General features: G+C 59.8%; 25 protein-coding genes. 14 read left to right on the top strand and 11 right to left on the bottom strand.

The genetic code is table 11. From position 1 onward, the window contains the following. Window positions 1–11 precede the first annotated feature (11 nt). On the bottom strand, window positions 12–1,007 hold the full coding sequence (locus IPK17_RS02525) for an NAD-dependent epimerase/dehydratase family protein (RefSeq protein WP_343416095.1): 996 nt from the start codon (window positions 1,005–1,007) through the stop codon (window positions 12–14). Between the two features lie 500 nt (window positions 1,008–1,507). Between IPK17_RS02525 and IPK17_RS02520 the strand changes: the two genes are divergently transcribed. The 10 genes from IPK17_RS02520 (at window position 1,508) to IPK17_RS02475 (ending at window position 12,579) form a co-directional block, all read left to right on the top strand. Beyond that, on the top strand, window positions 1,508–1,981 hold the full coding sequence (locus tag IPK17_RS02520) for a TadE/TadG family type IV pilus assembly protein (RefSeq protein WP_343416094.1): 474 nt from the start codon (window positions 1,508–1,510) through the stop codon (window positions 1,979–1,981). 32 nt (window positions 1,982–2,013) lie between these two features. After that, entirely contained in the window at window positions 2,014–2,994 is a 981-nt protein-coding gene (locus IPK17_RS02515; protein WP_343416093.1) for a TadE family protein, read from the top strand. After that, complete coding sequence (locus tag IPK17_RS02510) at window positions 2,973–5,210, top strand: binary toxin-like calcium binding domain-containing protein (RefSeq protein ID WP_343416092.1); 2,238 nt, start codon at window positions 2,973–2,975, stop codon at window positions 5,208–5,210. Before IPK17_RS02515 ends, IPK17_RS02510 begins: the two co-directional genes overlap by 22 nt. 90 nt (window positions 5,211–5,300) lie before the next feature. Continuing rightward, window positions 5,301–5,507, top strand: coding sequence for a pilus assembly protein TadG-related protein (locus IPK17_RS02505; RefSeq protein WP_343416091.1), 207 nt, complete (start codon window positions 5,301–5,303; stop codon window positions 5,505–5,507). A gap of 755 nt (window positions 5,508–6,262) precedes the next feature. After that, entirely contained in the window at window positions 6,263–6,508 is a 246-nt protein-coding gene (locus IPK17_RS02500; RefSeq protein WP_343416090.1) for a DUF7305 domain-containing protein, read from the top strand. A 285-nt stretch (window positions 6,509–6,793) separates the two neighbouring features. Next, window positions 6,794–7,819: a LacI family DNA-binding transcriptional regulator gene (locus IPK17_RS02495; RefSeq protein ID WP_343416089.1), complete on the top strand. Its 1,026-nt coding sequence runs from the start codon at window positions 6,794–6,796 to the stop codon at window positions 7,817–7,819. 227 nt (window positions 7,820–8,046) lie between these two features. Beyond that, window positions 8,047–9,303, top strand: coding sequence for an ABC transporter substrate-binding protein (locus IPK17_RS02490; RefSeq protein WP_343416088.1), 1,257 nt, complete (start codon window positions 8,047–8,049; stop codon window positions 9,301–9,303). A gap of 132 nt (window positions 9,304–9,435) precedes the next feature. After that, entirely contained in the window at window positions 9,436–10,668 is a 1,233-nt protein-coding gene (locus tag IPK17_RS02485) for a glycoside hydrolase family 30 protein (protein WP_343416087.1), read from the top strand. Window positions 10,669–10,762: 94 nt separating this feature from the next. Beyond that, entirely contained in the window at window positions 10,763–11,725 is a 963-nt protein-coding gene (locus IPK17_RS02480) for a carbohydrate ABC transporter permease (RefSeq protein WP_343416086.1), read from the top strand. After that, window positions 11,722–12,579 (top strand): carbohydrate ABC transporter permease, encoded by an 858-nt coding sequence (locus IPK17_RS02475; RefSeq protein WP_343416085.1) that lies wholly within the window; start codon window positions 11,722–11,724, stop codon window positions 12,577–12,579. The genes IPK17_RS02480 and IPK17_RS02475 overlap by 4 nt, the downstream gene beginning before the upstream one ends. A 114-nt stretch (window positions 12,580–12,693) precedes the next feature. Here IPK17_RS02475 and IPK17_RS02470 read toward each other — a convergent pair whose 3' ends face one another. From IPK17_RS02470 to IPK17_RS02425, 10 genes are all read right to left on the bottom strand, one after another. After that, complete coding sequence (locus IPK17_RS02470; protein ID WP_343416084.1) at window positions 12,694–13,551, bottom strand: sugar phosphate isomerase/epimerase family protein; 858 nt, start codon at window positions 13,549–13,551, stop codon at window positions 12,694–12,696. 54 nt (window positions 13,552–13,605) lie between these two features. Continuing rightward, complete coding sequence (locus IPK17_RS02465) at window positions 13,606–13,941, bottom strand: L-rhamnose mutarotase (RefSeq protein WP_343416083.1); 336 nt, start codon at window positions 13,939–13,941, stop codon at window positions 13,606–13,608. A gap of 11 nt (window positions 13,942–13,952) precedes the next feature. Further along, window positions 13,953–14,930 (bottom strand): alpha-ketoacid dehydrogenase subunit beta, encoded by a 978-nt coding sequence (locus IPK17_RS02460; RefSeq protein ID WP_343416082.1) that lies wholly within the window; start codon window positions 14,928–14,930, stop codon window positions 13,953–13,955. A gap of 6 nt (window positions 14,931–14,936) precedes the next feature. Next, window positions 14,937–15,902: a thiamine pyrophosphate-dependent dehydrogenase E1 component subunit alpha gene (locus IPK17_RS02455; RefSeq protein ID WP_343416081.1), complete on the bottom strand. Its 966-nt coding sequence runs from the start codon at window positions 15,900–15,902 to the stop codon at window positions 14,937–14,939. A gap of 9 nt (window positions 15,903–15,911) precedes the next feature. Continuing rightward, the gene (locus IPK17_RS02450) at window positions 15,912–17,204 is read right to left on the bottom strand and encodes a dihydrolipoamide acetyltransferase family protein (protein ID WP_343416080.1); all 1,293 of its coding nucleotides are present in this window, start codon (window positions 17,202–17,204) and stop codon (window positions 15,912–15,914) included. 6 nt (window positions 17,205–17,210) lie between these two features. Further along, window positions 17,211–17,402, bottom strand: coding sequence for a tautomerase family protein (locus IPK17_RS02445; protein WP_343416079.1), 192 nt, complete (start codon window positions 17,400–17,402; stop codon window positions 17,211–17,213). 54 nt (window positions 17,403–17,456) lie between these two features. Beyond that, a complete protein-coding gene (locus IPK17_RS02440) occupies window positions 17,457–18,326 on the bottom strand; it encodes a carbohydrate ABC transporter permease (protein ID WP_343416078.1) in 870 nt (289 codons plus the stop codon). After that, a complete protein-coding gene (locus tag IPK17_RS02435; RefSeq protein WP_343416077.1) occupies window positions 18,326–19,270 on the bottom strand; it encodes a carbohydrate ABC transporter permease in 945 nt (314 codons plus the stop codon). Before IPK17_RS02435 ends, IPK17_RS02440 begins: the two co-directional genes overlap by 1 nt. A 64-nt stretch (window positions 19,271–19,334) precedes the next feature. Next, window positions 19,335–20,687 carry an ABC transporter substrate-binding protein gene (locus tag IPK17_RS02430; RefSeq protein ID WP_343416076.1) on the bottom strand — a complete coding sequence of 451 codons (1,353 nt, stop codon included), beginning with the start codon at window positions 20,685–20,687 and terminating at the stop codon, window positions 19,335–19,337. A 48-nt stretch (window positions 20,688–20,735) separates the two neighbouring features. Continuing rightward, a complete protein-coding gene (locus tag IPK17_RS02425; RefSeq protein WP_343416075.1) occupies window positions 20,736–21,977 on the bottom strand; it encodes an extracellular solute-binding protein in 1,242 nt (413 codons plus the stop codon). A 99-nt stretch (window positions 21,978–22,076) separates the two neighbouring features. Between IPK17_RS02425 and IPK17_RS02420 the strand changes: the two genes are divergently transcribed. The 4 genes from IPK17_RS02420 to IPK17_RS02405 are packed head-to-tail and all read left to right on the top strand — an operon-like array spanning window position 22,077 to window position 24,133. Further along, window positions 22,077–22,358, top strand: a complete 282-nt coding sequence (locus tag IPK17_RS02420; RefSeq protein ID WP_343416074.1) for a GntR family transcriptional regulator — start codon at window positions 22,077–22,079, stop codon at window positions 22,356–22,358. Between the two features lie 20 nt (window positions 22,359–22,378). Beyond that, entirely contained in the window at window positions 22,379–22,771 is a 393-nt protein-coding gene (locus tag IPK17_RS02415) for a GntR family transcriptional regulator (RefSeq protein WP_343416073.1), read from the top strand. After that, on the top strand, window positions 22,771–23,919 hold the full coding sequence (locus tag IPK17_RS02410; RefSeq protein WP_343416072.1) for a class-II fumarase/aspartase family protein: 1,149 nt from the start codon (window positions 22,771–22,773) through the stop codon (window positions 23,917–23,919). The genes IPK17_RS02415 and IPK17_RS02410 overlap by 1 nt, the downstream gene beginning before the upstream one ends. Then, window positions 23,834–24,133 (top strand): lyase family protein, encoded by a 300-nt coding sequence (locus tag IPK17_RS02405; protein ID WP_343416071.1) that lies wholly within the window; start codon window positions 23,834–23,836, stop codon window positions 24,131–24,133. The genes IPK17_RS02410 and IPK17_RS02405 overlap by 86 nt, the downstream gene beginning before the upstream one ends. Window positions 24,134–24,138: the final 5 nt, after the last annotated feature.

Here is a 24,138-nt window from a genome sequence, read left to right as displayed (position 1 = left end):
ACGTGGTCGCGCTACAGCAGACCTTCGCTCGCGTACCAGTTTGCCGTCCGGCGAATCCCCTCCAGTAGATCCACCTGTGGTCGGTAGCCGAGCTCTTCCTTCGCTTTGCGAATATCAAATGAGCGATTGTGATGAAAGAAGCTGACCCGGCGCCGGTAGATCGGTGGGTCCATGTGGAACGGCTTGCAGATCAGTTCGAAGGCGGCGCCCGCCGCCCACATCAGGTTGTAGGGCACATGCAGGCGGGGCGGGGCGGCGTGGAGTTCCTCCGCAATGATGCGAGCCAGGTCTTTGAGCGCCACCGAGCGGTCGCCCGCAATGATATAGACTTGTCCCACGGCGGCATCGCTGGAAGCCGCGAGCATAAACCCCGTCGCCAGATCGTCGACATGCACCATATGAAAGTGCGGATCGCCGGAACCGACCATGACAAACAGTCCCTTCTTGATGGAGCGAAACAGTTTGAGCAGGCGTAGGTCGCCTTCCCCGTAAATGCTGGCCGGGCGCACGACAGTCGTCGGGACGCGCCCCTGTTGCGCGTAATCCAGCACGATCTTTTCGCCAAGCATCTTCGAGTACTGGTAATCGTCGCACGGGTTGTACGGCGTGTCTTCGGTGGCGGGCGGCGCTTCGATATGCCCCAGCACGCCGATGGTGCTGCAGTGGACAAACCGGGAGACGCCAACCGCTTCGGCTGCATTGAGCATGTTGGTCGTGCCTTCGGCGTTCGTTTCAATCAGCTCGGCCGCGCTGGCCTTGCCGGAGCGGAAGGATGCGGCGATATGGTACACGACATCGCAATCTTGTACGGCTTGACGGCAGATTTCTGGATCACGCACATCACCGACAACGACATCCAACTGATCGTCCTCGTGTCGCTGGAGCTTCTGTGGATCACGAACTAGCGTGCGCACCTCATGCCCCGCTTGCAAGAGCCGTCGGAGCAGGTGACTGCCCGTAAATCCCGCTCCGCCTGTCACGAGAACTTTCCGCTGTGTTTCGAACATAATACCCTCAACCTGACCGAACAGAACTTGCACCTTCTATCAGGCGATCAGCAAGCAGCACTGCAGCGCCAAGCGGCAGGGTGGTCAGCCATCAATAGGGATTTCAGAGGGAGGGGCGGTGCTCAGAAGGAGGTGAGTGAAATGCGAACAGTAATAGAAAGTGCAACGCTAGTATAGCCGCCCCGATCAGGCGGTGCAAGTTCCAAAATCTCCTGACCCGCTACTACTCTACCTATTCATACATCCTCAGAAGAATAATCAAGTTAGCATGAAAGTTAGAAGATCGTACAGGCTGGCCTTCATGTCCAGTAGGTAGACCCTCGGTGATACGCACCCCGATTCAGACATTCTTCACATTTCCTCAATTATATGTGAGAGAGAGGCTTAAGAATAAATTCGTAATCGTAAGGATAAATTTACAACATGTGGGGTGACATTCATGTAAACCCAACGTTTCTGTATTTAACGATCAAAGATAACCCACTAAATGAGTGCGAAGCATGAACCAAAACTCGAAGTCATTGCCATCCCACCGACTAGAGCGCGGCCAAAGTATGGTCGAAATGGCGCTCGGCTTCGTGCTGCTGCTCATCGTCCTGTCCGGGCTCCTCGATGTCGGGCGCGCTTTCTATATTTATGTGGCGCTCGAAGACGCGGCAGGCGAAGCAGCTCTTTACCTCTCCATCGACCCCGAATGCACGAATCCGCCCGGTTTGGAACATCCTGAAATTCCGATTGACTGCCTCGACCCTAACAACGCCGAATACCGGGCGCGCAACGCCGGCGGCGCGAACATTGATTGGTCAAATGCGGATATCACTGTCGAAGTGCCGTCGAACTCAGTCGGGAACTCGGTTTTGGTAACGATCAGTTACCAGTTCACTCTGCTCAGTCCGTTTATGCCGCGTTTCGCCGGGGTCAACCCCGTGACGCTCACCGTGTCCGCCTCCAATACCATCATTCGGGAGACGTAGACGTGACTCTACCGAGAAAGCGGGAGTTTCTCATGCTGAACAAACGCAAACCGGGCCAAGGTTTGGCCGAATTCGCGCTCGTCGCGCCCATTCTGCTCCTCTTGATCATGGGTATTTTCGATTTCGGACGCGTGTTCTTCAGCTATGCGATGGCGTCGAACGCGCTGCGTAGTGCCTTGCGCAATGCTGCCGTGTACGGCTATGGTGACGGCGAGAACAATTACCTCAACTGCGCCCTGATGGAAGAGACCATCGAAAAGACGTTCTTCGTCGGCACGCCCACCATCAATATTCGCTATGAATCGGCGGTGGAACAGAATGCCGATGGTACGCCCGTTACCTGGCCGTGCTCCGCCGTCGATCCGACGCAGGGCGGCAACCCCGACGTGCTCGAAACGGGCGATATGCTGAAAATCGATATCGCCAACTCGATTCAGCTCATCACCCCGCTGATCAGCCAGATTGCGCCGAACCTCACATTCGAATTTCAGGGTCAGCGCACGGTAGTGACTGATATCCGCCTGACGACGCGTGCTTCGGGGGATGTCGACTATGACGGCCTCGATGATGCGTGGGAAGCGCTGTACTTCTCCGCGGCCGCCGCTCGGGGCATCAATCCGAATCAGGTCTACAACGTGTACACGGGGTCAGATGATCCGGACAGCGACGGTTGCAACAACGGCTGTGAACAGGCGAATCTGACTGATCCGACCAACCCCAACAGCGACGCTCTCGATCTGCCGAATGCGGGCGACCCCGGCGATCTGCTCAACGATGGCGACGAAGTATTTCGCTACCGCACCAAGCCGCTGGATTGGGACACCGACGACGATCTGCTCAGCGACAGCGACGAAGTCATCGGGCGGAATGTGACGGTAGTGCTGCCCGACATGAGCACGCTCAGCTATCTGATGACCAGCAATCCGCTGGATGGCGACTCGGACGACGATCTGCTGAGCGATGGGGAAGAGGTGCTCGGCGTGCTATCAATATGCCGAACGGCACAATTCTGAATGTGATGCTGATCAGCAACCCGAAAGTGTACAGCGACACGGATGGCCTGACGGATTATCAGGAAGTTCACGCTGTGGCGAATGGCAGTACCTATTACAGCAATCCGCTGAGCGGGGATAGCGACAGCGACGGCCTGTCCGACTACGACGAAGTCACCGGGAATAACGCCAACCATTACTACACCAACCCCTACACGAACGACAGCGATAACGACGGGCTGACTGATCTGCAGGAAGTGACGGGTTTCACCATCACAGATTGGCAGAACCTCGCGCACCCATATTTCAGCAATCCGACGCTGGCTGACAGTGACAGCGATCAGTTGACGGATCTACAGGAGCTGCTCGGCTACGTAGCGACTAATGGCACGCGCTACTTCAGCGATCCGCTGGAATCGGACAGCGATGGGGATGGGCTGAGCGACTACGACGAAGTCACCGGCTATAACCTGCGCCTTGCCGTGACCGATCCGCTCAACAGCGATGGTGACGGCGACGGGTTGAGCGACTACTACGAAGTGCGCTTCTACGGCACCGACCCGAACAACATCAACAGCGACGGCCCGAACTCGCTCTATTCCGGCTACCCCGGCGACACGCTCACGGACTATCAGGAAAAGGTCACCTTTTGGAGCAACCCGAATCAGTGGGACACGTTTGTCGCCAACTGCGCCGATAACTTAGCGGTTATTGGTCAGTGCGGTGATGGCATCACCTACGGCGGTCTGTTTGATAACGATGGTGACGGCTTGCCGGATAGCTGGGAAATGGCTTACCTGTTCACCCGGGCCTATGGCGGCCTCGATGACCCGGACAACGATGGTTGCAACAATGTGCAGTGTGAATATCCACTTTCGACCGATCCACTGGACGCGGATACTGATAATGATGGTTTGATGGATGGGCCAGAGTTTTACGGTGTGAACATCAATGGCACCGTGGTGACTTATAACGTTTCGCCGTTTAACCCTGATACGGATGGCGACGGTTTGATGGACGGGCAGGAAGTTTACGCGACCTACGGTTACCTGACCGACCCCACGGTCCGCGATACGGATGGCGATACCATTAAGGATGGTGACGAGGTTCTCGGTTACCGGACGGCCAATGGCACGACCTACACCAGCAACCCGACCAGCCTCGACAGTGACGGTGACACGATCCCGGATCGGAACGAGCTCCTCGGCAATACCGCAGCGAACGGCAGCGTGTACATCACCAACCCGGCGAATTCGGATAGCGACGGCGACGGTTTGGGTGATGGCGCTGAACAGTCCGTTCACCGCACCAACCCGCTCCTGGCGGACTCGGATACGGATAACGTGACCGACTATGAGGAAGTCTACGGGTATCTGGCGGCGAACAACGCCACCTATACAAGCGTGCCTTCCGATTCAGACTCCGATGACGACGGGCTGCTGGACGGCGCGGAGGTCAAGGCGACCGCGCAGTATGTCAGCAACCCGAACATGGCCGACACCGACAGCGATGTGTTGAGCGACGCGCAGGAAGTCAATGGCGTCACGGTGACCACGCAGGTCGGGGTACGGACATTCCGCAGTTACCCGCGTTCGGCGGACAGCGACGGCGACTTGCTCACCGACGCGCAGGAAGTCATGGGGTACACCGCCAGCTCCGGCACGAAGTACTACAGCGATCCGCTGCTCACCGACAGCGACGGCGATAACCTGAGCGACTACCATGAGGCGCGCGGCACGTTCAATTACATCACCGACAACCTCAAAGCCGATACGGACGGTGATGGTCTCAACGATGGTTACGAAGTCAACACGTCACTGACCAACCCGCTCGTGACCGATACGGATGGCGATGGGGTCAACGATGGCACGGACGCCTACCCGGGCAACGTGCCGACGGTGAGCATTGGCAACATCACGAATGTCTCGCGCGCGGCGGGGGTAGCGAACTTCCCGGTCACGGTCATGTACGGCAACGCGGGCCAGTCGCTGACGATCAATTACCATACGGTCAATGGCACGGCGCTGTGCGATCAAATTCAGCAGAATCGTCATGATTACACGTGTGTGCCTCTGGGAACTGGCCTCCGAACGTACACGCCGTCGGCGAATGGTACGACGACCACCACAATCCCGATCACCGCCGGCCTCCAACAGCGCATGGTTTGGGTACTGAAAGCGTGGCGACGTCCCACACGGGGCACGACCGCCATACAATCCGTAAGGGTAAAGGCATGAACGAGAAACACAGCATGAACACTAAACAGAAGCAAACTGTAAAACACTCCGGCTGGGCTCAAGCCCAGCGGCCATTGATGGCCCTTCGTTGTGCTAATCGGCGCATTGGGCTTGGCCGTGGATGGCGGCGGCTTGTTCTTCCTGCAGCGTGACGCGCAAAACGCGGCAGACGCGGCGGCGATTGCGGGCGCCTATGCCCGCTGTACCAGCATCAACAGCGGCAACCCGAGCAGCCAGCGAGCAGGGAAGGCGGCAACGCGAACGGTTTCTTCAATGGGGTCGACGGCCGCGCCGTGACCCTCAGTATGCCCACCGAAGGCCCGCTGGCGAACGATCAATGGGCGGTACAGGCGGATATCTCGGCCTCCAAGCCGAGCTACTTCGCGCAGGTCGTCTATCGCGGCCCCTGGGCGCCAGCGCGCAATGCCGTCCCCTTTAACCCGGCATCGCGGGGATCGGGAGCCCACCTGCGGCAATACCATCAGTTGGGATGGTTCGGATGGCGAGATCCGCACCAGCAGCGCGCATCCGGAACAAGCGCTGATCTGGAGCAACAACGAGATCAAGTCGACGGCAGGTACGAGCGGCAACGATTTCACGGGTCTGGTGCAGTCACTGGAAGAGACCGATCCGGGGAACCACGATACGTTCAACCCGCCGTACACGGGTGATCTCGCGGATCAAGGCTACACTGCTTTACCTGATCCGCTGGCTTATGTCTATGCGATCGGCCAGTACGCGCCCGGCGGCATCGTCGCCGGCTACGCTCCGGAATACCACGCGATTACGCATCGGGGGACGGATCTTTATGGTGATCCTGATTACAACGATGCCACCCCCGGGGGGCCCCCCGGGCCGCCCCGCCCCCCGGGCCGGGGGCGGGGGCGGGCGCCAAAAAAGGGGGGGGCCGGGGCGCCCCCCAAGCCCGTCATGGGTGGGTGGGTGTCCTTCATCGCCACGGGTACCATTCAGGGCGATCACATCGAGGCGCAGTACTACCAGTACGCGCCATCAGCGATAACCGCTTGTCGGGTTCGACTGGAGTGCTGTTTATGGCGCTTGGGACAGGGAATAATCCGTGCTCATATAATGCGGTCAAAATCTCCGGCGAAACGCTGTTCCGGGGTCTGATCTACGCGCCGAATGCCAACGTCCAGTTGAGCGCCGGGAATGACGGTCTGGTGATCAAGGGGGCGCTCATCGCTAACTCCGTGACGCTAAGCGGCAATCATCTGGTGTGGATCAGCGACCCGGATGTCATGTCACCGCAGTCGATGCTGGTGCGCGTCGCCGAATAGCCTTAAAAGCCATCTGAATATTCGGAAATGTTCTCGTAGGGCGCACCAACGTGCGCGCCCAATATAGGGCAGACACATCGCTGCCCCTACGAAATTCAAGACGATTGATTCTTCAAATGGCTTCTTACAGCGGTACACAATTGTCAGCTAGACAGCGGCATTGAGTGATCTCAATGCCGCTATTTTGTCATTCAGGGCTGAGAATGCCGCGCTTTCCGGTATAATGACCCTTTGGAAACCGCTTTCGCCGTTCCCTGTGCGGCAGTTCGTTTAAGGCAACTCACCGTGAGCACCAAAATCACTATCTACGATATCGCCCGCGAAGCAGAAGTCTCCGTCGCCACCGTTTCGCGCATTTTGACCGGCAGCGCCCCCGTCAGCCCGGAGACCAAACAGCGCGTCGAGGCGGTGCTGCAAAAGCACAAGTTCCGCCCAAACAAGCTGGCGCGCAACCTCTCCTACCAGCGCTCGATGATGCTCGGTGTGATTCTGCCGGATATTACAAACCCCTACTTCTCGACCATTTTTGCCGAAATGCAGCGCGACGCTCTCGCCAGCGACTACTCGCTGCTGTTGTTCAATGCCATGAACAGCCTCGAACTTGAATCGGAAGGGTTGGCCTATCTGTCGCGGCACCAGGTTGATGGCTTGATCTTCATGGGGGGGCGCGTGAATGAGATTACGCTGTCTGACCGCTACCGCGCGGAATTGGTCGATTTCGCCGCCAAAGTGCCCACGGTGATCGTCAATGGCGGCATCCAAAGCGATCTCGTCAGCATCGTGCAGACCGATGAGCGCGGCGGCATCGCGCAAGCCGTCGACTATTTGACGGGGCTCGGCCACACGCGGATTGGCATGCTGGGCGGCAGCGCCCACATCACCGTGACGCGTGACCGTCAGGCAGCACTGCGGGCAGCGCTGGCCGAACATGGGCTGACTGTGTGTGACGAATGGCTGATCGCGGATAGCTTTTCAATTGAGAGCGGCGAGGTCTGCCTCGAACGACTGCTGCAGCTCCCCGAACAACCGACTGCGGTCATCTGCATCAACGATCTGGTCGCGCTCGGCGTGCTCAAGGCCGCGCGCCATCATCAATTGGATGTACCGAAACAGTTGTCGGTTGTGGGTTTTGATGACATTTACCTGACAGCCGTCTCCGCGCCCGAACTCACCACCGTCAGCCATAATTATGCGGCGCTTGGCAGCACCATCATCGACACTATCGTCAAGCGTATCAACGAAGAGAGTGTCCCCGCCTCTGTGTTGATCGACATGGAGCTGGTGGTGCGCGACTCGTGCCGCCGCGTGTAATCGGCAGGGTGGGGCAGGGCGAAGCGACCGTTTGCAGCCAAGGAAGGGCCGGTACCTGGCTTAGGGCCTGTCCGACAATCAACTATTTGAATCCTGTAACGCAAACGAATGCAGGGGCTTACAGCCGCTCCCAACTGTTTGACAAGCTTGTGTTCTCATGCTATGTTCATGAAAGCGGTTTCGAAACCGCTTTCATGAGCTATTGCTGTTTAAGAAAGGACTTTAAAATGCGAATTCGCGCTCTTTTACTTTTAGTCGTATGTTTGCTGGCGCTGTCCGTGTCAATGGTCGCCGCGCAAGAGCCCGTCACCCTTCGTTTGAGCATGTGGGGCGGTCTGGCGGATCAGGAAGCGTATCAAGCCCGTCTCGATCTCGCGCACGAAGCCTTCCCGAACATCACTATCGAACTCCTGTACACGCCAGATGATTACGATCAGCGGATTCAGACGATGATGGCGGGCGGCGATGCCCCTGATATCGTGCAGTTGGCCGAAGCCATTCACGGCTATTCCAGCCGCGGCCAGCTCCTGCCGCTCGACCAATTTGTCGCCGATGCTGAGCTCGATCTCGACGCGCGTTTCGGCACGAATTATCGGCAATACCAGTATGAAGGCAGCCTGTACGCGCTGCCGGATCGCGGCGGCGCGATGATCGTCTACTACAACCGTGACATGTTCGACGCGGCTGGCATTGGCTACCCGACGGCTGAATGGACGTGGGCGGAATTCCTCGCGGCGGCGCAGGCGCTCACCATCAAGGATGGCGATGCGACCACGCAGTACGGCTTCGCGGCAGGCGGTTGGTGGCCGTGGTGGATGAGCTTCATTTATCAGAACGGCGGCGCGGTGCTGGACGAAAACGGCGCGCCCGTCATGAACAGCGATGCGGTCAAGGAAGCGCTCCAGTTCTACAATGACCTCGTCTACACCTATGCCGTCGCCCCGTCGCCGCAAGATTACGCCGACCTCGGCACAAACAGCCCCGACCCGTTGTTCGCGCAGGGCAAAGTCGCCATGATTATGACCGGCTTCTGGAACATCTCGACGCTGCGTGATGTCCCCGACATCAACTGGGATATCGCGCCGGTGTGGGGCAATGTGGCTCGCGGCACCGTCGCTTTCGGCAGCGGCCTTGCCATCACCAGTGGCAGCGCCCACCCGGAAGAAGCCTTCCAGATTATCAACTTCCTGACCGACGAAGCGGCACAGACCGTCATTGTCGAACGGGGTGAAGATGCGCCCGCCAACGTCAACGTGCTCAACAGTGAGCTGTTCCTGAGCGGCGAAACCTTCGCCAACCGTGACATCTATATGGAAGCGTTCGGCGAATCGGCGGATGCGATCATTGCGCTGCCGTTGATCCCGCAGTGGAACGAAATGCAGTCCGTGATGGGGACGACGCTGGACGAACTGTTCATCAACGCGATTGACGTGCCGACCGCCGTCGATCAGATGCAGTTCGACCTCGAAGATCTGCTCCAGTAAGCACGCTAAAATAGTTTGGGGTCAGGCGCAGGCTTGACCCCAACTTATTGACACGGATACGACATGCACCGTTTCTTACTTCTGAGTTTCCTCGTTTTCTTTCTCTTTTCAACGCATGGACAGGCACAAGACGTGACTACGATCCGGGTAGAGCCAACGCAGACGTTCCAGACGCTCGAAGGGTTCGGCGCGTCCGGCGCGTGGTGGTCGCAAATCATTGGCGGGTGGAGCGATGCGACCCGGCAGCGGGTGATCGATCTGCTCTTTGACCCGACCCTTGGCATCGGCTTGACGATGTACCGCTACAATGTGGGTGGCGGTGAGCAGGGCTTAATTGATCCGTGGCGCAACACGGAGACCTTCGAGGTTGCGCCGGGTGACTATGATTGGTCGCGCGATGCCAACGCGATGTGGGTGCTGCGCGCGGCGCGGGACGCCGGCGTGACCGATGTGATCATCTTTGCCAACAGTGCCCCCGGGCGCATGACCATCAGCGGACGCGCGGCGGGCAACCCCGGCGGCGACTCGAATCTGCTGCCAGACATGCACGACGACTTTGCCCAGTATCTGGTCGATATCGCCCGCCACCTGATCGAGGATGAAAACATCCCGGTGCGCTGGATCAGCCCGATCAATGAGCCGCAGTGGGATTGGCAGCCATCGAAAGGGCAGGAGGGGACGCATTATGTCGGCGCGGAGATCATGAGCGTGCTGCACGCGCTGCAGACGGCGATCGACGACTCCGGCCTCGATCTCGCCATCTCGGCCATCGAAGCGGGCGAATGGGGCACAGCCTCGGTCTACGCCCAGCTCATCCTCCCTGATGAAGCCTTGGCCGCCGAACTTCCGCATTTCGCTGTGCATTCGTACTGGTCGGAGGCCAGCGACAAACTGCGCTTCGTCAGCTTCATGCAGAACCATTATCCTGACCTGCCGCTGTGGATGTCTGAATGGACAGAGATGCAGCAGGGGCGCGACTACGGCATGGATTCCGCCCTGATCATGGCGAACACCATCCACGATGACCTGACGCTCGGCGGTGTGACCTCATGGCAGTACTGGATCGCCGTGTCCAAGTACAACTTCCGCGATGGCCTCATCTATGCGCCGGAATACGGCGAAAGCCTCATCGAAACCAAGCGTTTGTGGGCGTTCGGCAACTACAGCCGCTTCGTGCGTCCCGGCGCCGTGCGCGTGCAACTTGATCTCGATAGTGAAGTCGTCCGCGCCAGCGGCTACCTTGACCCGGCGACGGGCGCGGTGACGGTGGTTGTCATTAACAACAGCGCACAGACGGAGACGATCAGGCCTCGAAGGGCTGGATCAGCCGCATGTCAGCGCCTACGAGACTTCCGACGAGCATAATCTCGCATCTGTCTACACTGGCGCGCCGTCAGCCAGCTACCAACTCACGCCGCACAGCGTGACCACGTTCGTGTTTAGCGAAGGGACGTAACCGATGGCGCAAGTGGACGCTCCCGCTCACTTAGCCAATCGGGCGCGGACAGCCCAACCCAAGCGGCGGCTCACGGCGCGCCGCCGCGAAAGTCTGTGGTTCTACCTGATCATCTCGCCGTGGTTGGTCGGTTTGCTGCTGCTGCTCGCCGGGCCGATGGTGTACTCGATCTACCTCAGCTTCACCGACTGGAACCTGTTCAATGCGCCGGAATGGATTGGCCTCGACAACTACGTGCGCCTGTTCACCCGCGACCGCAATTTTGGCATGGCGCTCGGCAACACCTTCTACTACACGCTGCTCTACGTCCCGCTGAATATCGTGCTCTCGCTCGGCGTCGCTTATCTGCTCAACAAGCGCCTGCCGGGGATGCGTTTCTTCCGCACGGTGATCTATCTGCCGTATGTTGTGCCGGTCGTCGCGACGACGATGGTCTTTCGCTGGGTGTTCGCGCCAACCAACGGTCAGCTCAACAGCTTTCTCGCGCTGATCGGCATCACTGGCCCGGCATGGCTGCTCGATCCCCTGTGGGTGAAGCCCGCGCTCGTCCTCATGTCGCTCTGGGGCATGGGCAGCAGCGTCGTGTTTTTGCTAGCGGGTATGCAGGGCATTCCATCAGAGATGTACGAAGCCGCGTCCATTGATGGCGCGTCCGAGCGCCAGCGTTTCTTCAATATCACGCTGCCCATGCTCAGCCCCGTCATCTTCTTCAACATGATCATGAGCATCATCTCCAGCTTGCAGACCTTCACGCAGGTCTACATCCTCAACGCCGACCCGAACACGCCGAACAACGCCATCAACATGATCATCCCGTACCTGTTTGATAACGCCTTCCGCTTCAACAAGATGGGCTACGCGTCCGCGATTGCGTGGGTGCTGTTCATCATCATCTTCGTGTTCACGCTGGTGGTCATTCGCTCCTCGTCGATGTGGGTCTTCTACGAAAGCGAGATGAAGAAATGAACCGCCGCATTGGACTGGCTGAAACTGTTTCGACCTACGCGCTGCTCGGCGCGCTGGCCGTGGTGATGATCACGCCGTTCCTGCTCATGATCTCGATGTCGCTCGCCAGCGACACGACCGCTGTCCAGATGACGTTTACGCTCATCCCGCACGAATTTGAGGTGGGCAACTATGCGCGCGTGTTCACCACGCCGACCATCGATCTCGGGCGGCACATTCTCAACAGCTTGATCATCGTCGTCGGCTCGATGATCGGACAGGTGCTCGTCAGCTCGTTTGTCGCTTACGGTTTCGCGCGCTTTCACGCCCCCGGTAAGAACGTGCTGTTTCTGATTCTGCTGGGCACGATGATGATCCCCGGCGCGGTCACGCTCATCCCGCAGTTTGCGCTGTATCGCGCGCTCGGGTGGTTGGGCACGTTCGCCCCGTTGATTGTGCCGAACTTCTTTGGTGGCGCGTTCAATATCTTCCTGATGCGCCAGTTCATCGTGCGCCTGCCTGTCGAACTGGATGAAGCCGCCCGCATCGATGGCGTGGGGCCGATTGGCATTTTCCGTTATATCATTTTCCCGCTGATCCGCCCGATCGCGGTTGCCGTTGCCATCTTTACGTTCCAGTTCAACTGGTCGTGGTTCCTCGAACCGCTGCTCTACCTGCAAGACGCGGAATTGATGCCGCTGGCGGTCGCCGTGCGCACGTTGAGCGCTGTCACCAGCGCGGGCGCGATGCCGCTGTGGAATCTCGTCATGGTCGCGTCCATGCTGCTGACTGTGCCGATGCTGCTGGTGTTCTTCTTCGGGCAGAAGTATGTCTTTGAGGCGAATATCTCTGGGGGCAGCGCGGGGGTCAAATAGACCACCACCCCTGAACTGAAGTTAGTTGTTGAGGCGGGGCGCACAATGAAGTTGTGCGCCCCGTTTGTGCTGTTTCACGTTTACGAGATGAACGGCTGTGCGCAGCCAAGTGCCTCAGCCGAGCGGCAGCCCCAAGTCTTTGATCTTCTGCGTAAGGTTGCGCTTCGCCAGCGGAATCAAGCTGATGGGCAGGTGCTCGATCACGACATACGCGTCGGGCTTGGTCTGGTGGACCAGGCGCAGAATCGTGTCGAAATCCATCAGTCCCGTACCGATCACCGTCTCCGTGATGTGGACGACGAAGCGATCTTCCAGCAGGAAGTCCTTCAGATGCACTGTGGCGATGTAGTCGCCGAGCACATCGAACAGATGCTGGAGCATGGGTGGCAAGTTGAACGCGGTTTGCAGGTCCCCGACGAAGTTGCACGGATCGAGGTTGAGCTTCAAGCGCTTTGACCCGGTACGCTCGATCACGCGGCGAATCGTCTCAGGCGTGTTGAGCGTGGTCGTCACGTGCGTTTCCAGCACCACGGTGATGTCGTACTCTTCCGCCGTTTCGAGAATCTCGCACAGGCTGCGCACCAGTCGATCTTCCGTCTCCGGCTTGTAATTGTCGGCGTGCGGCCACCACTCGCCGCGTGGACTCAGACTCGTCGGGCGCACACCGGACTCTGGCACGCCCATTTTCGCCGCTAACCGAATCAGATCGCGCGCGCCTTCCACGCCCGCTCGACGCACGGTTTCATCTGGGGTGATGATGCAGGGGTACGGCCCCCACAACTGCAGAAACGGCATCCGCTGATTGGCGAACACTTCTTTGACCCGCGCCGCCGTCTCGTCACTGATGGTGCTGGCGGGCACGGTCAAGTGCGCGCCGATCCCGTGAAAGCCGAGGTCCGCCGCAAAGCGCAGCTTGTCGTAGTTGACATCAGAAAAATCGCTCATGATGAGACCGAGCAGTCCGATTTTCATGGTTGTTCTGTGCTCCCACAGCGTGATCGCCAGTAGATTTGCTGTACCGCCTGCTTAATCAATGTGGAATAGTTCTTCCATCGGCAGCCACCAGTTCCCCTCAGTGCTGCCTTGGGAGTCGCCTTCAAACGGCTGCTGGCAGGGATCGGTCACCGCCCACCATTCATGCGTGCGCGGATCATCCCCGACTTTCGCCATATCGGTGGCGAAGTCGCTGCCGACGTACTCGAAGTAGGCGAACAGCAGCCCGCCGCGATGATAGATCGAGTAGTTGGTGATATTCGCCTCGCGCAGTTTGGCCAACACCTCCGGCCAGACGGCGGCGTGCAGACGTTTGTATTCGTCGTACTTCTCCGGCTTCAACCGGATGATTTGTCCGAAGCGCTGCATGGTGATCGCTCCTAGTCCGCCAGCACGGCGCGAATCGCCTGTGTGATCCGCCCGACGTTGGGCAGCACTTCATCTTCGAGCGGTGGGCTGTAGGCGATCAGTGCGCCGCCCATGTTGACACGCTTCACCGGCGCCGCCAGCCAGTACACGCCTTCATCCGCGGCCAGCGATGCAATATCGCCGCCCCAACCCGCTTGATGCGGCGCTTCTTCGACGATCACGAGGCGATTCGTCTTGGCGAGTGAATTGAGGATTGTCGCTTTGTCGAGCGGCACGAACGAGCGTATATCGATCACCTCGCACTCGATGCCCTCTTTGGCGAGGTTCGCCGCCGCCTCCAGCGAACGATGCAGCATCAACTGGGAGGCGACCACCGTCACATGGCTGCCCGCGCGCACCACTTTCGCTTCGCCCAGCTTCATCGGCTGGGTATCGTCGGGTACTTCGCCTTTCAGGTTATACAGGCCTTTGTGTTCCAGCACGAACACCGGGTTATTCTCACGGATCGCGCCGCGCAGCAGCCCATACGCGTCGACCGGCGTGGACGGTGACACGACTTTGATGCCGGGGAAGCTCATCAGCCACGACTCCGCGCACTGGCTGTGCTGCGTGCCGAAACCATTGCCGCCGCCTTGCGCCGCGCGGATCGTCAGCGGGACGATGAACTGCCCGCCCGACATGTAGCGATACTTGGCAACCTGATTCGCGATCTGGTCGAGCGCGACGGGCACAAAATCCGCGAACATCAATTCTGCCACGGGGCGCAGCCCGGTGATCGCCGCGCCGAGCGCCGTCCCGATGATTGCCTGTTCGCTGATCGGGGTGTCGCGCACCCGGTCGCCGCCGAACCGTTCGTAGAGTCCCGGCGTCACTTTGAAGACGCCGCCCGCCTCCGCGACATCTTCGCCGAAAAAGATCACATCCGGGTCGCTGGCGAGTTCGTCAGCCAACGCCTTGACCACTGCTTCTCGATACGTCATTTCCGCCATGACCGCTTACCCTTCGTAGTACACATCGGCATAAAGTGATTCCAGCGGCGGAAACGGCTCGTTCTTCGCCCATTCCACCGCATCGACCACCGCCGCTTCGGCGGCTTGGCGCAGTTCCTCAAATTCGACGTCGTCCAACTGACCGTCGGCGATCATCCGCGCTTTGAGGATGTCAATCGGATCGCGTTTAAGCCATTCGTCCAGTTCACCCGGCTTGCGGTACGGGGCCGTATCTGTCCGCGAGTGCCCGCGATAGCGGTATGTCTTGCACTCAATCAGGCTTGGCCCTTGTCCGGCGCGCGCCCGATCCGCTGCCGTTTTGACCGTCGCGTAAACCGCTTCAGCATCCTGTCCATCGACAATCACGCCGGGGATGGCATAGGCCGCTGCCCGTTCGGCGATGTTCTGAATCGGGGTCGTTTTGCTCCACACACTGTACTCACCGTACAGGTTGTTCTCACAGATGAACAGCACCGGGAGCTTCCACACCGCCGCCATATTCAGCGCTTCGTGGAACACGCCGATATTCGACGCGCCTTCGCCGAAGAACGTCACGGCGATATTTCCCGTCTTCTTGACCTGCGCGGTGAGCGCTGCGCCCATCGCAATTGGGAGCTGTGCGCCGACAATCGCGTTCGCGCCCAGCAGCCCGACGGTGGCATCGGTCATGTGCATGCTGCCACCTTTCCCCTTGCACGCGCCCGTCGCCTTGCCCATCATTTCGCCCATCATGGCGCGCAGCGTCATGCCGAGCGCCAGCGCGTGATGATGCCCGCGATAGGTACACGTCACTTTGTCGCCGGGGATCAAGGCGGCGGCTGTGCCGACCGCGACCGCTTCGTGACCGATGGCGAGATGCGTCGTCCCGCGAATCAGGTTGGCGAGGAAGAGTTCCTGAATCTTCTCTTCCGCCACCCGTGTTTCCAACATCTGGCGCAGCGCCTGTTGGCGCGCCTCTAGTGCGAGTGTCATGCCCATCCCTTACGCTGAAAACCGATCCAGTTCTTCTTGAAAGACCGCCATGAAGCGGGCCAAATCCATGCCATCGACCACGCGGTGATCGCCGCTGAGCGTCAGATGCGCGGTGCTGCGAATGAACAGCCCGCCGTCGATCACCACCGGGCGCGGTTTGAGCGCGCCGACCGCGAGAATCGCCACCTGCGGCGGATTGATCACGGCGGTGAAGTGTTCGACCTGGGCGATCATGCCCATATTGCTCACCGTGAATGTCCCCCCCTGCAAATCATCGACGCTCAAACGGTTCGTCCGCGCTCGCTCAACGAGGCTGCGGACTTCCGCCGCTAGACCGGGCAGCGAAAATCGTCCAGCGTTGTGCAGTACGGGCGTGATCAGACCATCCTCACGCGCTACCGCCACCGCCAGATGAATCTGCTCGTGCCGGTAGAGCGAGCCGTCCTGAAAGGTCGCGTTGAGCGCGGGGACGCGGCTGAGGGTTTGCGTGACGAGGTGCAGAATCAAATCGTTGATCTTGGCTTTGCCCGACAGGGTCTTGAGCTTGTCCAGCGCTGCGTCGAACACGAATTCGCCCGTTACGTAGAAGTGGGGAGCTTCCCGCATGCTGTCGCTTAGTCGGCGGCCAATCGTCTGCCGCATGCGCGAGAGCGGGACGAGCACAGCCCCCTCGGGCACAGTCGGAGCGGACGGCGCAGGCGCGGCGCTCGGCGCGCTGAAAGCGTCGAGCATCTCCAGCGTCAGCGGGTTGGGGAAGCCGGCTGCGGCAACCGCCGCCAGATCAATGCCGCGTTCTCGGGCGGCTTTACGCACACGCGGCAGCGCTTTGATCCCGTGCGCATCCGTACCATTAGTCAGGCTGGGATGGGGTTGGGCCGCTTCTTTGTGATAGGCTTCCACGTCGCGCCGCGTGACGCGCCCGCGTCCGCCACTGCCCGCCAATTGCTCGACTGGCACCTGCAGCTCGCGTGCTATCCGCTGGGCGACCGGGGACACCCGCGCTCCAGATCCACTCGTCACGGGAGTGGCAGCGGGCGTACTCGGCGCAGCGGACTGATAGTCAGTCGCGCTGCCGATTCGGGCGATCACCGCGCCGATGGTCACTTCTTGCTCGGCGTGCGCCAAGTGTTCGAGCAGCACGCCGCTCGCTAGCGCCTCCAGCTCGACATTGGCTTTATCCGACTCAATCACGGCGATGGCATCGCCTTTGGACACTGCATCGCCGGGCTGTTTGAGCCATTCGAGCAAGCGCCCGGTCTGCGTGTCAAAGCCGAGATTGGGCATCAAAACATCAACTGCCATGCTCAACTAATCCTCTGCGGGTTTGGCCGCGGCACCGGGGCGGGATGCATCCCCGGCTTCAATATTCTGAAAAATGACGAGCACATCTTCCGGTCGCGCGCCGCCGTCTTCGACCAGCGCCGCATAAATGCGTTGGCTGACGCGCTGTTTTTGCTCTTGGCTGCGCCCGGGTGACCAATATACGATCACTGTGGGCATGATAATGTCCCTGTAATCCAGATTTGTAAATAAACAGCAATCATTTTTCGATCCTCACCCCTTGATCGCACCGAAGGTCAAGCCGCGTACCATGCTGCGCTGCGTGCCGATGACGAACAGAATCGCCGGAATCATCATGAGGACGGACATGGCGCACATGCCGCGCCAATCGACCGTAAACTGGCTGGTGAAATCGTATAACCCCACCGGGAAGGTCTTCGCCGCGGGCGTGCGCGTGAGCAGACTCGCCAGTTGGTACTCGTTCCACGCTGCGAGAAACGCGAAGATGCCTGCCGCACCCATGCCCGGCAGCGCCAGCGGCAAATCGACGCGGAGGAAGGCCGTCCAGTAGCCGCACCCGTCAATGTACGCCGATTCGTCGAGGTCACGCGGAATCTGCCGGAAGAAGCCATCCATCAGCCATACGCTGAATGGGGTGTTCACGGCCACATACACGAATGACAACCCGCCGACGGTATCGACCAGACCGAAGTTACGCAGCAGCAAAAACAGCGGTAGGCTCAGCGCGATGCCGGGAACCGCCCGCGACAGCATGATGAGCAGGAAGACGAGCCGATGACCTTTGAACTCAAACCGCGAAAAAGCATAGCCGCCCATCGTGCCGAGCGCCAGCGCCACGACGGTGCTCATCGTCGCCACAATGATCGAATTGCGCATGTAGTCGCCGACGGGCACACCCGCCGCGTAGTCCGGGTTCAGCCCGAACAGTGAGGCGAAGGCATCGAGCGTGATTTGCTGCGGAATCCAGATGGGCGGCGTGGTGTTGACTTCGGAGGCCGGGCGGAACGCGGTGAAGATGATCCACACAGCGGGCAGCGCGCCCAAGGTGAGGATGGCGAACGCCACCAGATTGTAGAGCGCCTGTCGTGACCGCCCATGCGGGCGGACGGCATGGGTCAGCATTACTGCACCACCCTTGATTTCATCAACTGCCGGAACAAGTAGAGCGTGAACAAAATGCCGACGACGACGCTCACCATCGACATGGCGCTGGCGAGGCCAAAGCGCGAGTTCTGAATCGCCATTTCGCCGACATACGTCCACACCACTTCAGTGCGGTTTGCCGGGCCACCGTCGGTCATGATGCGCACAATATCGTAGGCGCGCCCGACATCGAGCGAACGCACAGTGAGCGCGATCAGCACAAAGGGCTGCAAAAGCGGCATGGTGATTTTGCGGAACTGCTGCCACGCGTTCGCACCGTCGACTTCGGCGGCCTCGTAGACTTCGCTGGGGAGCGACAGCGTCCCCGCCAGCAAAATGATCGTCGTCACCGGGATATTCATCCACATGCTGGCCAGCCCAACCGAGAAGATGCCCGTTGGCACATCGACGAGCCACGCTTTGGGCGTGGTCATCAGGCCGAGCGACATCAGTGCGTTGTTGACTAAGCCCACCGTCGCGTTGAAGAACCACGCGTATTGAAAGCCCACCAGCACAGGCGCGAACATCATCGGGATCATGAGCAGCGTACGGATGAGGCCTTGTCCCCACGTCACGCGCGCGATCAACTGCGAGAGGCCGAGCGCGATCACGTATTCGAGATTGACCGTTACGGCCATGAAGATGATGGTGCGGAAGAACGCGCCGACGAAGACTTCGTCTTCGACTAACCGCTGGTAGTTGCGGAACATCTTTTCCGCGTCAAAGGCAAACGTTTCCGGGCGCAGCAGGTTGAAGGGCGTAAAGCTGACGTACACCGAGTAGAGCATTGGGTAGATGACGATGGCCGCGATGATGAACAACGTCGGCGCGAGCAGTATCCACGGAAACACGAGTTTGCGTCGTTCAAACGCGCTGCGCCGCGCTGGGCGGGACGCGCTGACCGTTGTTGCATCTGCAACCATGCCTGTTGTGCCTTGTCTATCATGGGGGCAGGGCAGGCCCACCCCCATAATGCTTGCTCAAACGCTATTCGTAGTAGCCGAGATCATCCAGCAGGCTGCGGGCTTCGTCTGCGCCCTGCGCAACGCCGTCTTCAACCGACGCATCGCCGAGGATGACGCCTTGCAGGATGGGCGTCCACAGGTTCGTGAAGCTGATCCAATCGGGGAACAGCGGCGGTGTGAAGAAGTCCGCGCTGATCTGCTCCTGCGCGACTTGCAGACGTTCGGTGTCGAGCGCCACGCCCGAACCGGAGGCATCGCTGATGATGCGCGCCCACACGTCATCGCGCACGGGCAGCACGCCGAGCTGGGCTTCCTGATATTCCACCGCTTCGCTCGTCAGGAACTTGATTAATGCGACCGCGGCTTCCTTGTTCTGGGAAGCGCGGGTCACGGAGAAGGCATGCGCGCCCGCCCAGCCCGTGTGGACATCGCCCGACGCGCCGACCGGGCCGCGCACGATCGCGAAGTTGCCGGCAACTGCCGGGCAGCTATCCGGGCTCTGGAAGTAGCTGTACCAGCCGTACCATTCGAGATAGAAGGCCACATTGCCATCGCAGAAGTTCTGCGCGACTTCCGGCCACAGCAGGTTCGGCGTGTCCGCGGGGATCAGGCCGTTGGCATACAGATCGCGCATCCACTGCGCCGTCGCGATGCCCGCTTCGCTATTGAAGGTCGGCTCGAACGCGTCGTCGAAATAGTTGCCGCCATTGGCGACGAGCAGTTCGTAGTAGCGACCACTCAGCGCTTCTTCTTTACCGGCGAACTGCGTGCCGTACTGCACCGCGCCCTGCGCGACAAAGAATTCGGCCATGTCGTACATTTCGTCGATGGTGGTGGGCGGCGCGAGCGGGTAGCCGTATTCGGCTTCGAAGGCCGCCTGATAATCGGCATTGCCGAACAAGTCGGTGCGATAGTGCATGCCGCTGATGTCCGCGTGGCGCGGGATCAACTGCAGGTCGCCATCAATCATCGCCGACGAGATGATCGCATCGCTGAACGGGGCGAGTTCTTCTTCGGTGAAATAGCTCTGGAGCGGTTCGACGAAGTCGACATACTGGCTCATGAAGCTCGTGTGATTCCACGCCACGTCAAAATCGACCGTGCCCGCGGCATAGTTGGTCTTCAGGTAGCGGTCAATTTCGAAGCCGTCGCCGAGGAAGACGATTTCCACCGTCGCGCCCGTCGCTTCTTCCCACTGGCTGATAGAATCGTACATGGCTTCGTACGGCGCGCCGCCGATGGTCGCGACCTTGATGGTCACGCCGTCAAACCGTTGATCCAACCCGGCAAACTGCGGTTCGCTGTCCTGCGCCGCCACCATGCTCACGCCGAAGACGGCGAGCAGCCCAACCAGCAACAACAACTTTCTAAGCATTTTCTCTCTCCTCAACTCAAAAAAGCTTTTCTCTCAACACAGCCGCGCTCAGGTGTAATAGCCTGCCGCCGCCATGATCGATTCGACTGCCCGCGCCGCGTCATCCAGCGCCTCCTCGACGCTTTTCGCCCCGGTGACGACGGCGTGCTGCATCTGGTTGAACACTTCGTTGATCGCGGGATATTCCGGGAGGCGCGGCGGGCTTTTGGCGTTGGCATGTGCCGCTTCCAGCACGCGGTAGTAGGGAAACTGCGCCTGAATCTCCGCATCGCGCCACGTGGATCGGCGTACGCCGGTGCCGCCGCTCTGCGCCGTGATCTTGTCCATTTCGGATGTCGCGCAGTGCCGCAAAAACTGGTACGCGAGCTCTTTCTGCGCGCTGCCCGCGGGTATACCGAGCACCCAGTAGATGTTGAGCGTGGCATGCGCGCCGTGATCGCCGCGCGGCACCAGCCCGAGTCGGTTCTGGCCGATGATTTTGGATGGGGGCAGTTCGGCGACAGCCGAGAAACCGCACCAGTTCCACATCATCGCCGCTTCGCCCGCCGCATACGCGACACCGGACGCCACGCTGTCATAATCGAGTGTCTTGGGCGGGCACACCTTGTCCGTCAGAATGAGATCAGCGTAGAACTGAAGCGCCTCGCGCCCAATTGCATCATTGAAGGTGGGTTTCCACGCGGCGTCGAACAACTGACCGCCGCGGCTCCACAGATGCAGGAAGAAGTCATACACGTTGTTGTGACCGTCGTTCAGCCCGGCGATCATGGCGCCATATAGTCCCTGTTCGGGACGGGTGAAGAAGCGCGCCATGTCGCGGAACTGCGACCACGTCTCCGGGACGGCGAGCGGATAGCCGTAGCGTGCGGCAAATGCTGTCTGTTCGGCGGGATTCTCGAACAGGTCGGCGCGGTACATGAACATTTCCGGCCCGTCATGGTAGGGCAGGGCAAAGATTCCGCCTGCCGCATCCCGCTGCAGTTCGAGCAGGCTATCTGACCAACCCTGCGGATAATCGGGTGGCGGGTCGCGCTGGATGAAGTCGTTGAGCCGCGCTAACCCGCCCATTTTGAGCAGTTCCGGCAGCCAGTCGGTGAGCAGCAGCACGACATCCCAGTCCGAGCCGAGGATCCCGCGCTTGGCGATCAGATCCTCATACAGCTTTTCCGGGTCAATCGGAACGATGTTGAAATCAACGTCGGGATGCTGGCGTTGAAACGCCGCCGCTTGCGCCGCAAACGACCGTTCAAAGCCAGCAAATACACGGTACAAAACCTGTAGTTTAGGCATAGTGTCTTCACATAAAAATTCAATTTCTACGTTCTGTTGAAGTATTATAATTTATGTCGTATAATATGGCAAGTAGCTCGCATCCGAAGGGAATAAAGCATGTCGAAGGCTCTCAGTCCGATTGAAGAGAATCGGCGCACACTGGCAGCCCAGGTCGCTGAACGCATCCGCCAAGCCATCCTCACGCGAGATCTCGCACCCGGTTCGCGTGTCAATCAATACCAGTTGGCGGAGGATTTGAATGTGAGTCTCGTTCCCGTCCGCGAAGCGCTCAAGACGCTCGAAGCCGAAGGATTGGTAACGATCACGCCGCGGCGCGGGCGTTTGTCACGGAGATCTCGCTCGACGACCTCGACGAGTTGTATTTCGCGCGTAAATTAGTCGAAGGGGAAGCCATCGCCTTGGCGTGCCAAGCCCTCAGCGACCACGACTTCGTCATCCTGCGCGGCATCATTGACGAGATGCGCGCCGCGACCGCCAATGACGATATTCATGCCTTCATGCAGTACAACCGCGACTTCCACATGCACATCTACTCGGCGACCAAGAATCGCCATCTCTTCCAGATGATCGAAACGCTGTGGGATCGCAGCGAACTCTACCGCTACCGTTACATGTTTGTGCTGCGCAACGCCGACGTCATCCATCAGGAACATGAAGACATCTTCACCGCGTGCCAGACCCGGAACGTCGACCGCGCTCGGCAGTTGGCGCAGGATCACATCTGGCATACGCGCAACGGCATCTATCAGCAGTTGGCCAGCGAATTCGCGACCGAGACGAGTGAGGACTAATGCCCGCGCACGTCATCGATTCCATCTTCTTTAAAGACCTGTTCGGCACGGCGGCGATGCGTGCCATTTTCGACGATCACACGCTGCTGCAAAAATGGTTGGACTACGAAGCGGCGCTCGCCCGCGCGCAGGCTAAACTCGGACTGTTCCCTCAAGCCGCCGCCGCCGAGATCACCGAGCAAGCGCAAGCCGCCTTGATGGACACCGACGCGATCAAGCAGGGCATCGACAAGACGGTGCATCCGCTCGTCTCGGTGATCTGGCAGTTGTCGCACCGCTGCGCGGGCGACGCCGGGCGCTATGTCCACTGGGGCGCGACCACGCAGGATGTGATGGATACCGCTATCGTTCTGCAAATCCGGGATGCCATTCCCGCTTTCGAACACACGCTCGACGCTCTGCACGATGCACTCGTCCGCCTCGCCCGGGAGCACCGCGCCACGCCGATTGCCGGACGCACGCACGGTCAGCAGGCGCTGCCGACCACCTTTGGCGCCAAGCTGGCGGTGTGGATCGCTGAGCTCCGGCGCGGGCGCGAACGCCTCGATCAAGCCAAGCCGCGGGTGCTCGTCGGCGAATTCGGCGGCGCGGTCGGCACGCTGGCCGGGTTGGCCGAAAGCAGCATCGACGAATTCGCTGTGCAAGCGGCACTCATGGCCGAACTTGGCCTCGGCGTTCCGCCGATTGCGTGGCACACCTCCCGCGATTCGATTGTGGAATTCGCGCTGATCATCTGCCAGTACGCCGCGCTCATGGGCCGTATGGCGCACGAAGTGATCGACCTGCAGAAACAGGAATTCGGCGAAGTCGAAGAACCCTTCGCGATGGGGAAGGTCGGCAGCAGTACTATGCCGCACAAGCGCAACCCCATGTTGTGCGAGGCCGTGCTCACGCTGGCACGCCTGTGCCGCGAAAAAGCGGCCACGGCGATGGACACGCTCGTCTACAACGAGCACGAGCGTGACTGGTCGTCCTTTCCAGATGGAATGGGCGTACCTGCCCGAACTGTGCGTGATGGCCCACGGCGCGTTGGAAATCATGACGCGGGTGATGAGTGGCCTCATGGTCTACCCCGACCGCATGCGGCGCAACCTCGATGTGACGGGCGGGTTGCTGCTCGCCGAACGCGTCATGTTTGCGTTGGGTGAGCATATCGGGCGTCAGGACGCGCATGACGTCGTGTATGAATGTGCGATGCATGCGATTGAGGTGCAGCAGTCGTTCCTCGATGTGCTGGTTGCAGACGCCCGGGTCAGCGCGCATCTCACCCGTGACGAGATCGCCGCGCTGCTCGACCCCGCCGCGTATACGGGGTTGGCCGCGCAGTTCGTCGACCGCGTGCTCAAGGAGGAGCAGTCGTAACCGAA

This window comes from Candidatus Flexifilum breve, from assembly GCF_016713355.1.
This window is presented reverse-complemented; position numbering and strand designations above follow the sequence as displayed.

Bases quoted from the DNA above. Each gene is read 5' to 3' on its own strand.
- IPK17_RS02525 (WP_343416095.1), bottom strand. From the start codon at position 1,007: ATGTTCGAAACACAGCGGAAAGTTCTCGTGACAGGCGGAGCGGGATTT.
- IPK17_RS02520 (WP_343416094.1), top strand. From the start codon at position 1,508: ATGAACCAAAACTCGAAGTCATTGCCATCCCACCGACTAGAGCGCGGC.
- IPK17_RS02515 (WP_343416093.1), top strand. From the start codon at position 2,014: ATGCTGAACAAACGCAAACCGGGCCAAGGTTTGGCCGAATTCGCGCTC.
- IPK17_RS02510 (WP_343416092.1), top strand. From the start codon at position 2,973: ATGCCGAACGGCACAATTCTGAATGTGATGCTGATCAGCAACCCGAAA.
- IPK17_RS02500 (WP_343416090.1), top strand. From the start codon at position 6,263: ATGGCGCTTGGGACAGGGAATAATCCGTGCTCATATAATGCGGTCAAA.
- IPK17_RS02490 (WP_343416088.1), top strand. From the start codon at position 8,047: ATGCGAATTCGCGCTCTTTTACTTTTAGTCGTATGTTTGCTGGCGCTG.
- IPK17_RS02480 (WP_343416086.1), top strand. From the start codon at position 10,763: ATGGCGCAAGTGGACGCTCCCGCTCACTTAGCCAATCGGGCGCGGACA.
- IPK17_RS02475 (WP_343416085.1), top strand. From the start codon at position 11,722: ATGAACCGCCGCATTGGACTGGCTGAAACTGTTTCGACCTACGCGCTG.
- IPK17_RS02470 (WP_343416084.1), bottom strand. From the start codon at position 13,551: ATGAAAATCGGACTGCTCGGTCTCATCATGAGCGATTTTTCTGATGTC.
- IPK17_RS02465 (WP_343416083.1), bottom strand. From the start codon at position 13,941: ATGCAGCGCTTCGGACAAATCATCCGGTTGAAGCCGGAGAAGTACGAC.
- IPK17_RS02460 (WP_343416082.1), bottom strand. From the start codon at position 14,930: ATGGCGGAAATGACGTATCGAGAAGCAGTGGTCAAGGCGTTGGCTGAC.
- IPK17_RS02455 (WP_343416081.1), bottom strand. From the start codon at position 15,902: ATGACACTCGCACTAGAGGCGCGCCAACAGGCGCTGCGCCAGATGTTG.
- IPK17_RS02450 (WP_343416080.1), bottom strand. From the start codon at position 17,204: ATGGCAGTTGATGTTTTGATGCCCAATCTCGGCTTTGACACGCAGACC.
- IPK17_RS02445 (WP_343416079.1), bottom strand. From the start codon at position 17,402: ATGCCCACAGTGATCGTATATTGGTCACCCGGGCGCAGCCAAGAGCAA.
- IPK17_RS02440 (WP_343416078.1), bottom strand. From the start codon at position 18,326: ATGCTGACCCATGCCGTCCGCCCGCATGGGCGGTCACGACAGGCGCTC.
- IPK17_RS02435 (WP_343416077.1), bottom strand. From the start codon at position 19,270: ATGGTTGCAGATGCAACAACGGTCAGCGCGTCCCGCCCAGCGCGGCGC.
- IPK17_RS02430 (WP_343416076.1), bottom strand. From the start codon at position 20,687: ATGCTTAGAAAGTTGTTGTTGCTGGTTGGGCTGCTCGCCGTCTTCGGC.
- IPK17_RS02425 (WP_343416075.1), bottom strand. From the start codon at position 21,977: ATGCCTAAACTACAGGTTTTGTACCGTGTATTTGCTGGCTTTGAACGG.
- IPK17_RS02420 (WP_343416074.1), top strand. From the start codon at position 22,077: ATGTCGAAGGCTCTCAGTCCGATTGAAGAGAATCGGCGCACACTGGCA.
- IPK17_RS02410 (WP_343416072.1), top strand. From the start codon at position 22,771: ATGCCCGCGCACGTCATCGATTCCATCTTCTTTAAAGACCTGTTCGGC.
- IPK17_RS02405 (WP_343416071.1), top strand. From the start codon at position 23,834: ATGGTCTACCCCGACCGCATGCGGCGCAACCTCGATGTGACGGGCGGG.